Source organism: Shewanella sp. SP2S2-6, from assembly GCF_031931965.1.
GTDB lineage: Bacteria > Pseudomonadota > Gammaproteobacteria > Enterobacterales > Shewanellaceae > Shewanella > Shewanella baltica.
In genome coordinates this window covers 1-12,155 of record NZ_JAUOEQ010000038.1, presented here as the reverse complement: position 1 = coordinate 12,155, position 12,155 = coordinate 1, and the positions used below count along the sequence as shown (strand labels likewise).

The following is a 12,155-nucleotide window of genomic DNA, read 5'->3' as shown; positions in this document are numbered from 1 at the left end:
CCCTTAATAGTCGCGACTAGCAAGATGCTATTTTTGTAGTTTTTCTATGCCCGTTAAAATCTGATACCCCACTGTCACCCGTGGCGGAACGGGATAATTTTTATTGCTTAACAATACTATGCCAAGCTTTTGCGCGGGAATAAATGCTGCATAAGCGGCAAAACCGCCGGTTGAGCCGGTTTTATTAATCCACACATTTTGCTGCGGCGCGAGGGGCGGCACTATAGGTTTAACTGGCGTACTGCCAAACACCACTTCCTGAGTATGACCCTCAAGTATTTTATCAAGATCAATAGGATAGGAGTAATGTTCCCAAATCATATCTTGGGTCATCATGCCCACATCAAAGTATCCCGTGTGGGTCTCATCGAGTGCCGTTTGCAGTGGCTTAGCTAGCGGGTGCATTTGCATATTGGCCTCCACAAAATGCAGCAGATCCGTGGCTGTGGTTTTAACGCCATAGGCTTCATCGGCTAATACACCGGGATTGACCCGCACTGGCATGTCTTGCTTATCGTAGCCTTGGGCATAATCGGCCATTTTACTGCTCGGAACGTTAATGTAGCTGCTTGTCATACCCAATTGTGGAAATAGCGTTTGCTCAAGTGCTTGTTGAAACGTTTTATTTAAACTCTGTGCGGCAATCATGCCGAGCAGGCCAATGGTTGGGTTCGCGTAATTCCTGTGAGTCCCTGGGGCAAATGACGGTTGCCAATGCTTAAGGTAATCCATTAATTCTGGGTTATTCGTGACCTTATCAGGAACTTGCATCGGCAAATCACCCGCTGTGTGGGTGGCTAAATTGATGAGACTAATCTTATCAAAATGGCTGCCTTTTAATGCTGGAACATAATCACTGGCCATATCCGTGAGTGTTAATTTACCTTCGCCCTGTGCGTAGTTAGCCAGTGTTGCGGTAAAGGTTTTACTGATAGAGCCAATCTCGAACAGGGTATCTTCAGTCACACTTTGCCCTGTGGTTTTAGAACTGACCCCATATTGGTAAAAATACTGTTTACCCTCAATGGTGATGCCAATCACCGCACCGGGAATACCGTACTCGGCCATCAGTGGTTTGACTGCGGAATCAACAAGTGACTGGATGTCTTTGGAATTAAGCGTTTGGGCCGTCGTGACATTAGAAAAAAGCGTTGCAGTAAGCAGCACACCGCTTAATAACGGCATGGTAGCGAGCAGGGTATGTCGTTGCATAATTGACCTTTAATCGAAATTGCATTTATAGAGTAGAGATTGCACACGATATTACGGTAATTCCCCATTAAGTTAAGTCCTTACTGATATTTAGCGTCAATATTCACTCTGTAAGTAACTGGAAGGTTAACCTCGATAATCGAGTGTTAAATACTGCGTAATGACATGGACTTTGGCATTACAGCTGTTGCGTTACTCTAAGAGATTTCCTTAATCATCATACTAAGTTTTAGTCAGCAGCTTATACCCTCAAGCGCCGACGCTAATGTCTTTTATCCCGATAATGCATTGCGCAGATTGCGCCATTTACGACCAAGGGATAAACTGCGCCACCGCGAGAGGAAAGTGCTGAATAACTTAGCTGCAATCCCTAATAAGTTTGAAAGAGAATTGGTTTTTATGGCTTTAGCCCCACATGCAGTGCACCATTTATATCAGTACCGTAAGTCTATATCGACTAAGCCCTTCGGTGCCCGTGGTAAAAAACTGATCCGCTGTCCATTATGCCTATTAGGTGAGCAGTTCTGTACCTGTGCGCTGCGTCGTCAGTTACAAACTCAAGCCAGTTTCCTGCTGATCATGTACAACGATGAAGTGTTAAAACCAACTAACAGCGGGCGCTTGATTGCGGATCTTATCCCAGATACGCACGCCTATATTTGGTCACGCACAGAACCTGAAGCGGCATTGCTTGCCTTGCTCGATTCGCCGCAATATCAACCTTACTTAGTGTTTCCAGCCCAATATGCGGAGCAAGGACAAACAATACTGAACCAAGTGCCTATGTCGACGTTAGTCGAAGGTAAACGGCCGCTACTGATCATGCTCGATGGCAGTTGGCGTGAAGCGATTAAAATGTTCCGTAAGAGTCCTTACTTGCATTCCTTGCCACTGCTTTCCTTCGATCCCGACACGCTGGCAACCTATGCATTACGTAAAGGCAGCCATGACTTTCAACTTGGCACCGCCGAGGTGGCATCCTTAGCATTAGGGGCGATAGGCGAAGCGGCTAATGGCAAAGTCTTAAGTACGTGGTTTGATTTATTTGTTGAATCATCATTATTGGGCCGTAATCGACGTTGCCGTGAAGATCTTCAGCCAATCACAGATTTTACCGATGCCTTTGAACTAGCTTTTGAACTAGCTTTTGAACAGGCCAATAACGGCAAGCGTTAATTAATCTTCGAAATGAATGGGTAATATAAAGATTTAAGCCAGCGACTAACTTAAATAAAAACTCCCCTCACTTGAGGGGAGTTTTATATAGGCTAAAGTTTGCTCCGGCAAGAAAGTATTATTTGCGCTTTAACTAAAGCAAATATATTCCTTAAATAACGTCTTAAACTGCAACTTCTTTACCATCTATTTTTCGAATAACCACAGTGGCGGCGCGAGGCCGTAATGTGACTCCAGCTGGTGTTTGTTCAGCGGCATTAGACGAATAAGGCCAGTTACCTGGATGCTGAATGTTAGCAAATACCGAAGTGTAATCTGGGCTAATGGCAAAACCTGTCACTTCACAGTCGTTGGGACCGACGAAGAAACGCTTTAACTCCATTTGATTATCGGCGGTTACGCCTACTTGTTTCTCTTGGCCATCTACCAGTGTTGAAGGCACTATTGCGAGCATTTGATCGTTAGTTTCTTCGGCAACTTCTTTTGCGCCGTTGTCGGTTTGAACCCACAAGATACCGCGTTTATCAAAGGCTAAACCATCTGGGCTGGCAAATTGATTGAGATCGGTTAAGCCTGACAAGTTGGTCTCAGCATTGCCATCGCTGGGTGAGCCAAACACAAAAATATCCCATGTAAATTCAGTCGCTTTGTCGCCTTCATCCCAACGAATAATATGGCCGAAGTAGTTTTTCAATCTTGGGTTGGCAGGATTCGCTTCGGTACGTTTCGAGTTGTTGGTCAGGGTCAAATAAGCAGAACCTGTGAATGGATCGACTGCGCACCATTCAGGTCGGTCCATAGGTGTCGCGCCGACTAGGTCCGCTGCGCCCGCTGTGTTTAAAATAATGTCGGCCAAAGTTGCGAAGCTATCGCTTAAGGTTTTGCCGTCTGTGGTTTGGCTATCTAACGTCAAAGGCAACCAAATACCGCCACCATTTTCATTGAATTTAGCCGCGTATAAAGTACCTTCATTCATGTACTTATCGCCAGTTTGCAGGCGGTTGCTGCTGTCAGCATCTTTTGCATCCCAGACCGCAGCCGAGACAAATTTATAGAGGTATTCGAATTGAGAATCGTGGCCAGAATAGAACACCACTGGCTTGCCTTCGGTCAATTTACCAAAGGTACAACCTTCATGGCGGAAACGACCAAGTGCTGTACGTTTTACCGCGCGAGAGGTGGCGTTGTACGGGTCGATTTCAACAATATAACCGTGGCCGTTTGCTTCGTTACGGTAGTCATCCTGAGCACTTGTGCCCGATGGCGTGACATCGAAACGGGCAAATTCATCGAGACGTTCTTCATCATGACCCGCAAGATCGTCCCAGCCATAACGTGTACTGGTTTTACTGATCCCGATGCGACTCTGATCGGCGGTTAAGCTGCCACGATTGGCAAAATAGCCTGGCCAATTTTCTTCACAGGTCAGGTAAGTGCCCCAAGGCGTGTAGCCATTACCACAGTTATTTAAGGTGCCGCGTGCTTGGCTGCCATCGGGAGAATAGCGGGTTTCGAGTAGCGAAGAGTAGGCCAGAGGACCGCTGATATCCATCACAGTCGCGCCAGTGAATCGACGGTTATGACCATCATTACTGACTACTTCCCATTGATTATTCATCAGTTTTATACGAACAACCGACACGCCATGGGCGTTAATTTCTTTGCGCACTTCATCGATAACAGTGCGAAGACCAGAAGTGGGGTCAAATGTCTGGCCCGTAGGATGCAAGGCATCTTCGTCAATGTATTCGTGGTTAATGCAGAGTAGACCGTCATCACCCGCATCATTTAATGGGAAGAAATGCATGCCATCGTGGTGCATGCCCACTGAGTTGGCTTGGTCATCGGCCGTGTTACTACCATCGTTTTTCCATGGCGCCGCTTTTGCGTTTAATGGCGTGCCCCAAGGTGCTAACACCTGCGCTGTGTAACCTTCTGGCACGACAACCGCATCTAAGCGAGAACCCGCAACCGATGTAAAGTTAAGCTTAGCGCTACTTTTAGTCGGTGGCACAGGCGTGACTGGATCGACAGGTTTAGGAACAGTTTCATTGTCTGAACCACAAGCGGTTAAGCCAACACTGGCAAAAGCAGTCATAGCGCTGAGGCCTAAGCCACTTTTTACGAAATTACGGCGAGATAAATGCTTATCCAACACTTGATTAAAGGGGTCATTATTACTTTTATTATAAAGTGTAGGATCAAAGGTGGCCTTACTCATATTTTACTCCGGCTAGTACGATGAATTAAATTTCGTGCCTAAGGCTAAAGTACCAATATGACAATAAAGCTGATTTTATATTACAGGAATAATTTACATACTAACCAAGCTTATATGTTTTAAGAATGTTAAATTGGATGTGATAAGTATTTTAGGTTGGAAAGATATCAATCTTAAAATAACATTAATTAGATTTATTGCTCTAATTTGATATTTTTAATATAACTTAAATTATTAATTTATATAATTATCTAATGTGTTTCCATTAATATTTATTAGTTCTGTACATTAATGTCCTTTGAATGAAATCCTATTCCTTCTTAGAATAATCAAGTGAAGTCTATTTCTCAGTTTAAACTTCAGGTTAAAACGAAGGAGTTAATGCTTAACCTGTGGTAGTTAAGTTTCAGTCTTTTGGTTTTAAATAGTGACGAAGTGAGCGCGGATCGGTATGTCCGGTTCTGGCCATGATGTACAAGTGATCTTTATTATTTTCATGCAGTTGTGTTACGCAACCACTGCGTAAACTGTGAGCGCCATAAAATTTGGCGGGCAGTCCTGCTTTAGTACAATATTTTTTAATGATGCGATAAATATCATCGCCGGTAAGGAAACCACTATTTTTATTCAGTAATGAACAAGATCCGGAATGTCGGTCTTTCATTTGATACGGACGTAAATTTTTTCCATCACGGGAAAGCGATCTAAATAAATGTCCGTCTTCAATATTGGCTAACGATAACCAATTTTTCACTGCGTCGAGTGCTGCAAAGGGTTCATGGTCTGGCAGGTCTTTCCATTCCCGTTGGCCTTGCTGATTACTCTTCGAATAGGGCAGGCGCACTTTTAATTTGTTACGCAGAAAACTGACATACTGAACTTTTATATCTGCCAGTTCAGAACGACGAAACCCACCTTGTAATCCTAATTGAATAATCGCTTTGTCCCGCGCTCGGGTTAATGGCTGTACTTGCTCATCGATAGCTTGGATCAACATTTCCACTTCATCATACATAATGGGTTGTTGATCATAGTCACTCACATGGCGAGATTGATTTCTGCTCAATCCGCGCATTACTCTGATCACCAGAGGATGTTCGGTTGGCGAGTGAAATCCCGCTTGAATATGATGGTAACGAATTGCTGCCAACCTTGTGGTTAATGTTTGCTTAGAAAGTTGAACGCCAGTGCTTTCTTGGATCAATTCTTTTTGATGACCAATAAATGAAATCACGCTTCGTGGATCTGCGGGCAGGGCCTGCAGTTGGTGCTCGGCACAATAACGACTGAATACACTAAAGCTCGTATTATAAACACGGCGAGTGTTCACTGAAATTTCATATTCAGTTTCTTCGGCGGCGCTTAAATAATCACTTCGAACCGATTGTGGTAGGAAAGACTCTTCAAAAAAACGTGGCTGCTCAGCACGGTTATTCTGGTGATGATCTGAGCCAGTCGCTCTTTCATTCAATATATTGGCGTTATTTTGAGCATTAGTATTTGTCCGGATGATTTTAGACATGCCGTTGAAGTCACCTGATATTGAATTAAGAAGGCGTAATTATACGCAAATCATGGCTATATCTACCAGTGATAATCGTCATTATCACTGGTATAGTGCTTATTTGTTTAAATAATCCTCTTTTATCAGTGAAGGGGAAATTAAATATCATTAAGTTGGATTGTTTAGTTTAAAAAATAGCCAAGATAAACCCGTTATAACAATGGTGATTAATTCAGCAGAGTTATAATAAGAGCCAAATTTAGTATGAAATTTATACTTTGTATATGAGATAGTTTTGAACTCGGTTAGCCACAGATGCGCAGATTAAAAGAATGGTGTAACCATTTTATTTGCCATTCTTGAATAGAAGGCCGTTAAACTAGGCTTGTATGTTGGGTGAAATTTAAGCGAATAACGACAACCGCTTATCTGGTTATTGAGGTGATATGCATTGAGCTATTTCAGTCTAGGGTAAAATGAAGCATAAGGAATCGATCATTAATCAATAAAATGGTTGAACCATATATTAATACTTGTCGATTTGTACTAGCATGAGTTCCCATTTATTTTATCCGCATTGAACGCATGCTTAACTGAAGAAACGTATTTATGGAACCGCAAGCTTGGATATATCAACAAGACAAACCAACCTCAGGCAGAAAATTATTATTGCTTGAGGAAGCAGAATTGATTTTTGCCTTACCCTTAATTTATCGCCTTATCAATCCTGAAGCCGTCGCATCTAAACCAGATTGGTTTTGTGGCGCTGAGTTACAAACGGTTTTATATACTGAGTTGGTGACGCAATTAAATGAATTAGTCCGATTACGCAAAAAGGCACAGCGACTCGACAACGAGCTCATGAAGGTAAATAAAATGCTCAATCAGTATTTTACTGATTTGGGTTGGCGTATGGTTCGTAAAGAGTTATCACAAATAAAAAAACGTCAGAAAAAGTCTCATATCGAGGTAAGTAGGGATATTATTCTGAGATTAAAGCGTTATATGGAGTCTCAAAAGTTGGACAGTTTTGATCAGGCAATAGATAACTTATTGTCGGAGCATGATGCTGATAACTCACAAAATCATTTACAGCACTCAGATGACATTGTTGACAATATTATTGGCGTCGAGATACGTGATCAATAATCGCTTAAATGAGCAAGTAAGCCGTGACTTATCTGTGCAGACACGTAAAATTGCTGTTAAGTTTAAAGGGATATTTTAAGTTTAAGACTCGGTAACATGGGGCATCAGAAATGAGTGTAAGCATTGAAAATGATAGGAAAATTGCTGTCCTGTGCCGAATTGAGCCTGGCTGTCTCGGACCAGATGGTGTGGATCATATTGAGGCTTTTTGTGCTTTGGCTCAGAAAGCGATGCAACATTTCGATGTCGATGTTGGCACTTGGTTGCTGATCCCAAGATACAATAAAACCTTGGAAGAGATGCAATACAGTGTTGCCAATAAATTACTTTCTCGCGAACAAGCGACTAAGTATCTTGTCTCTATCGGACGTGATATCGATAGTTTTGAAGAAAGATTTCAGGATAAACTCACCTCGCTGATTAATTTATACCTTGCAAGAAAACCGTAAACTGAAGGCTTTACTTTGCCGAGATTAACCTCAGCTTTAGCCTCGGCGCATACGTTATCCATAGCTCAAATTTCTAAAGCCATTTTTATTTTTGCATTCAATTTTTTTATAAAAATGGCTATTTACTTCTCATAAAATCAATACATTAACCATCATTCTTCATCTGCGGTATCACGGATTCCAATCAATAAATTCAGCGTCAAAACTCAGTTGTCGGTAATTAACTCCGTCAAGTAGCTCAAAATTTGCTAGACTAGTCGACTCACTTAATGCTTAATCTTTTTCTTGCGGTATACCCGAATTTTTTGGGTGGTAAGGATGAGTGTAAAGGACGGTTGATGTTCAATCCCATTCCAGAAACCAATCCATACATTAGTTTGTTGCAGCAGGATTTCGGGTTTTCTGAATTTCGCCCTGGTCAAGCGCAAACGATAACACAACTGTTGGCGGGGAAGTCGAGTTTGGCTATTTTTCCCACGGGTTCTGGTAAATCCCTTTGTTATCAATTTACAGCATTGCAGTTACCCCATTTGAGTTTAGTGATTTCGCCTTTACTCGCCTTGATGAAAGATCAGCTGGAATTTTTACAATCTAAGGGAATTCATGCGGCCAGCATAGATTCAACCTTAAGCGCCGAGCAGAGTCAGCAAGTGATGGCAGATGCGCGCTCTGGCAAGCTGAAAATCTTGATGGTGTCGGTGGAACGTTTCAAAAATGAACGTTTTCGGCAATTTATTCAATCGGTTCCGCTGTCCATGCTGGTCGTCGATGAGGCGCATTGTATTTCAGAGTGGGGCCATAATTTTCGGCCCGATTATCTTAAATTGCCCGACTATCGGCGTGAGCTTGAGATCCCATTGGTACTGTTATTGACGGCCACAGCAACACGTAAAGTGAAACTGGATATGGCCAAGCGCTTTGATATTGCGCCTGAACACATAGTGCAAACGGGATTTTATCGACCCAATTTAGATTTGACTGTTCTGCCTGTATCAACGCAAGAGAAGAATGCCTTACTGGTTCAGCAGATTGCATCATTCTCAGGTGCTGGCATTGTGTATGTGACTTTGCAGCAAACCGCCGAAACGGTCGCACGACTCTTGGGCCAACAAGGTATAGTCGCCAGTGCCTATCATGCTGGATTTGAAGATGAAAAACGTCAACAAATTCAAAACGATTTTATGCAGGATAAGCTGCAAGTGGTGGTGGCAACCATCGCCTTTGGCATGGGCATCGATAAGAGCAATATTCGTTTTGTGATCCACTACGATTTGCCTAAATCCATTGAAAACTACAGCCAAGAAATCGGCAGAGCAGGGCGTGATAGGGCCTTATCCCATTGTGTCACTTTGGCCAATCTTGACGGACTCAATACCGTTGAAAATTTTGTGTATGGCGATACGCCAGAGCGAGAAGGTATAGCGCAAGTCATTGAGGCTATTCGACTTGAACAAGATTCCGGTCAGTGGGAATGTCAGCTCAATGGCGTGTCGACGGCGAGTAATATTCGCCAGTTACCGTTAAAAACGTTACTCGTTCAATTGGAGATTTTAGGTGTAGTAAAGCCATTATTTGCCTACTACGCTGACGTTAATTACAAGTTTTTGGTCGACAAACACGCCATTCTGAGCCGATTTAATCCCGAGCGGCAGGCATTTTTGACGCAGATTTTTAATCATACGCAGATGAAGAAAATATGGGGCGCGTTAGATTTTGATGCCTTGTACAGTGCAACGGATCATGAGCGTAGCCGCGTGTTGGCCGCGCTGGAATATTTAGCTGAGCATCAGTTGCTTGAATTAGAAACCAAACGAATTACCGATGTGTATCGGGTTGATGTTGCCGCATTAGCACGCCCCGAACTCATCGATGAGTTATACGATTATTTTATCGATAAAGAACAGAAAGAAATTGCGCGAATAGCGCAGTTAGTGCGTTTTTTTGAGCTTGATAAATGCTTAAGCCACAATTTATCTCGATATTTTGATGATAATGCAACACCGGTTGCATGCGGTCATTGCAGTGTCTGCCGCGGTCATTTTGCTAAGTTGAGTTATTCGACCGAACCGACGTGGCCGACAGATCTGCAGATATTGGCTGATTTGCGAGAGTTGAAACATCATTTAACGGCAAAGGGCATTGAGACTTTGTCACTTGATACCTATTGTCGTTGCCTCGCTGGTATGTCGGTGCCCTTGGTGAGTCGGTTCCAAGTGCGTAAGTTAAGTGGCTTCGGCCGCTGTGAAAAATTGAGATATGCTGAAATTAAACAGAAAGTTGAGTCACTGTTGTCGCAACTAGATGATAAAAGAGTTGAACATGAATAAGGCCGTAAAAAAGATGTTAGCCACCCATGAACATTTAGTTCACTCTGAAGGTGTAACTGTGGTTTCCCATATGCAAAGGGAAAAGGCTGAATGGGTGCAACATACTGTTATGATTGAAAATTGTGATGTGCCGTTTAAGTTCAGACGCGTAAAAAAGTATAAGAATCTACAAGGCCAAAAGGTTAATGTCATTTACTATCCAGAGACAGAAACGGTGGCAGGCTTTGAGATAGAAATCATGCAAGTTGTTAGAATTAAACGATTCTAGTTAATGTTCTTCGAGTCTTTGCTTTTATCAATCAGCAAAGACTCGAAGCGCATTCGATTGATGACTCGAGCGTTAAAATCGTGCTACTTACTTGGAATATTGATAGGTTGAATCCACTTTCCACGTTCTGAAACGCAGTTCCGCGCCTTCTGGTAGATAAAATACCTTAGGTAAACGACTGTCGTAGCGCATTTTCAGTTCACCCGGAATACGAACAAAAGCTTCTTTCTTCGCCAATTCGAAACAGGCCATCATAGTGCTCGGCCCTTCAGCGATTTCATCCACTTGATAGTAGTTATAACCCCAACCTTGTACTGTCAGTTCCTTCAATTCCCCGTTTAATCCATGCTTATTGCAATCGACCATTTGAGTCTGGCCAATTTGGATTTCGATCATGTAGTCATCTTCGTTTTCTAACTTAGGCAAACTCAAAATGTGCTGTACCATACCAGCCGCCGGAGCTGGGAACATCTTAGTCGCTTCCTGTGCGCGGTAATCATTTTTATCGAAACGTTGAATGTTAACCATAGGTGCATTTAACCCTGTTGGGTGTGGTGGACTGACTGCCGTGGCATTAAATGACAATAGTGCAAATGCAAGGGGAACGGCGCTAACGCTAAATAAGTTCTTAAATTTCATCTTGTTTCTCCTAATCGAACTGAATGGCTGTCGACAAATTTGTCGATGTTCTGCCCCTATAAACGCAGCAGAGGTAAAAAAGGGTTAAAATATTCAATAAAAAATCGATTTTTACCCAAATAATTTTTATCCATCTGAATAATAAGGCTGCAATAAAGCCAATCTTACTCTGCTGAATCAGCTGTTTTCACACATAAATCAAACGCTAATCCATTAAACCTTGCCTGATATCCTTTGCCTAGTCTAGTTGCCTATCTTAATTCACATATCTGCGTCTCGACTGATGACAGTAATACATGTGAATTATGGGGATCCACATACATGCTTAAAAGTTTGAAAACGGTATATCTTGATAAATAGTTAATTTGATCTCCATATATTTTGATTTTCAAACTATAATTCAGGCAACACGTTTTTTATCATTGATTGCGATGGACATGGAGTAGGAATTACACAATGAAATCAACTACAGCCGAGCAAGCGACAGGGCATCAAGCTTCAGCCCACCGCCAAGGGCACTCACTGGCCCAGTGGCAACACTCCCATGAGTTTTCGAGTCAGAACCGCGATGGCGAAAAGAACACGCGCTATGTACTGTATTTAACTGTGATCACTATGGTGGCAGAAATTGCTGCCGGAACCATTTACGGCTCTATGGCATTGCTCGCCGACGGCTGGCACATGGGCACCCATGCCGCGGCCTTTATGATCACACTGTTTGCCTATTCCTATGCCCGTAAACACGCTAAAGATCCTGCTTTTGCCTTTGGCACAGGTAAGGTGAGTGTGCTTGGCGGTTACACCAGTGCAATAGCCTTAGGTTTAGTGGCATTGGTGATGTTGATTGAATCGGGAATGCGGCTGATCAGTCCTGAGCAAATTCATTTCAACGAAGCTATTTTTGTGGCCGTTATTGGTTTAAGCGTCAATATACTGAGTGTGTTTTTACTTAAAGATCATCATACCCACGATCACGGGCACGCTCATGGTCATAGTCACGGGCATGGACATGATCATATTCACGACCATGATCATGAAGACGAACATGCTCACGCGCATGATAACAGCCAAGCACACACCCATGACGATCATGCCCATACAGCGCATTCACATGATGCGGATCTGCACCCGCACCATGACTCATATGCACACGATGAAAGTAATCATGATCACAGCCATTGCCAACATGAACAGGACCATCAACATAGTG

Annotated in this window: 10 protein-coding genes; 6 read left to right on the top strand and 4 right to left on the bottom strand. The window is 42.9% G+C overall.

The window, feature by feature from the left end; all coding sequences use genetic code 11:
- Positions 1-27 precede the first annotated feature (27 nt).
- Positions 28-1,212 carry a class C beta-lactamase gene (gene ampC / locus Q4Q57_RS18790; protein WP_311891697.1) on the bottom strand — a complete coding sequence of 395 codons (1,185 nt, stop codon included), beginning with the start codon at positions 1,210-1,212 and terminating at the stop codon, positions 28-30.
- A gap of 399 nt (positions 1,213-1,611) precedes the next feature.
- On the opposite strand from ampC, the gene Q4Q57_RS18785 reads away from it, so the two are divergent.
- On the top strand, positions 1,612-2,388 hold the full coding sequence (locus tag Q4Q57_RS18785; RefSeq protein ID WP_311891696.1) for a tRNA-uridine aminocarboxypropyltransferase: 777 nt from the start codon (positions 1,612-1,614) through the stop codon (positions 2,386-2,388).
- Positions 2,389-2,551: 163 nt separating this feature from the next.
- Here Q4Q57_RS18785 and Q4Q57_RS18780 read toward each other — a convergent pair whose 3' ends face one another.
- A complete protein-coding gene (locus Q4Q57_RS18780; RefSeq protein ID WP_311891695.1) occupies positions 2,552-4,609 on the bottom strand; it encodes a PhoX family phosphatase in 2,058 nt (685 codons plus the stop codon).
- Between the two features lie 406 nt (positions 4,610-5,015).
- Entirely contained in the window at positions 5,016-6,131 is a 1,116-nt protein-coding gene (locus tag Q4Q57_RS18775) for a tyrosine-type recombinase/integrase (RefSeq protein ID WP_311891694.1), read from the bottom strand.
- Between the two features lie 591 nt (positions 6,132-6,722).
- Here Q4Q57_RS18775 and Q4Q57_RS18770 point away from each other — a divergent pair.
- The 4 genes from Q4Q57_RS18770 (at position 6,723) to Q4Q57_RS18755 (ending at position 10,306) form a co-directional block, all read left to right on the top strand.
- Positions 6,723-7,262: a hypothetical protein gene (locus tag Q4Q57_RS18770; protein WP_311891693.1), complete on the top strand. Its 540-nt coding sequence runs from the start codon at positions 6,723-6,725 to the stop codon at positions 7,260-7,262.
- 110 nt (positions 7,263-7,372) lie between these two features.
- On the top strand, positions 7,373-7,711 hold the full coding sequence (locus Q4Q57_RS18765) for a hypothetical protein (protein WP_311891692.1): 339 nt from the start codon (positions 7,373-7,375) through the stop codon (positions 7,709-7,711).
- A gap of 338 nt (positions 7,712-8,049) precedes the next feature.
- Positions 8,050-10,038 (top strand): RecQ family ATP-dependent DNA helicase, encoded by a 1,989-nt coding sequence (locus tag Q4Q57_RS18760; RefSeq protein ID WP_311891691.1) that lies wholly within the window; start codon positions 8,050-8,052, stop codon positions 10,036-10,038.
- Positions 10,031-10,306 carry a hypothetical protein gene (locus Q4Q57_RS18755; protein ID WP_106650557.1) on the top strand — a complete coding sequence of 92 codons (276 nt, stop codon included), beginning with the start codon at positions 10,031-10,033 and terminating at the stop codon, positions 10,304-10,306. Before Q4Q57_RS18760 ends, Q4Q57_RS18755 begins: the two co-directional genes overlap by 8 nt.
- Before the next feature lie 87 nt (positions 10,307-10,393).
- Here the strand turns inward: Q4Q57_RS18755 and eco are convergent, their stop codons facing one another.
- Positions 10,394-10,945 carry a serine protease inhibitor ecotin gene (eco, locus tag Q4Q57_RS18750; protein ID WP_311891690.1) on the bottom strand — a complete coding sequence of 184 codons (552 nt, stop codon included), beginning with the start codon at positions 10,943-10,945 and terminating at the stop codon, positions 10,394-10,396.
- 456 nt (positions 10,946-11,401) lie between these two features.
- Here eco and Q4Q57_RS18745 point away from each other — a divergent pair.
- On the top strand, positions 11,402-12,155 hold a 754-nt coding region (locus tag Q4Q57_RS18745), incomplete at its 3' end, for a cation diffusion facilitator family transporter (RefSeq protein ID WP_311891689.1).

What these genes read in the sequence shown, in the direction of transcription:
- Q4Q57_RS18785 (WP_311891696.1), top strand. Translation starts at nt 1,612, where the DNA reads ATGGCTTTAGCCCCACATGCAGTGCACCATTTATATCAGTACCGTAAG.
- Q4Q57_RS18760 (WP_311891691.1), top strand. Translation starts at nt 8,050, where the DNA reads ATGTTCAATCCCATTCCAGAAACCAATCCATACATTAGTTTGTTGCAG.
- eco (WP_311891690.1), bottom strand. Translation starts at nt 10,945, where the DNA reads ATGAAATTTAAGAACTTATTTAGCGTTAGCGCCGTTCCCCTTGCATTT.
- Q4Q57_RS18755 (WP_106650557.1), top strand. Translation starts at nt 10,031, where the DNA reads ATGAATAAGGCCGTAAAAAAGATGTTAGCCACCCATGAACATTTAGTT.
- Q4Q57_RS18775 (WP_311891694.1), bottom strand. Translation starts at nt 6,131, where the DNA reads ATGTCTAAAATCATCCGGACAAATACTAATGCTCAAAATAACGCCAAT.
- ampC (WP_311891697.1), bottom strand. Translation starts at nt 1,212, where the DNA reads ATGCAACGACATACCCTGCTCGCTACCATGCCGTTATTAAGCGGTGTG.
- Q4Q57_RS18770 (WP_311891693.1), top strand. Translation starts at nt 6,723, where the DNA reads ATGGAACCGCAAGCTTGGATATATCAACAAGACAAACCAACCTCAGGC.
- Q4Q57_RS18780 (WP_311891695.1), bottom strand. Translation starts at nt 4,609, where the DNA reads ATGAGTAAGGCCACCTTTGATCCTACACTTTATAATAAAAGTAATAAT.
- Q4Q57_RS18765 (WP_311891692.1), top strand. Translation starts at nt 7,373, where the DNA reads ATGAGTGTAAGCATTGAAAATGATAGGAAAATTGCTGTCCTGTGCCGA.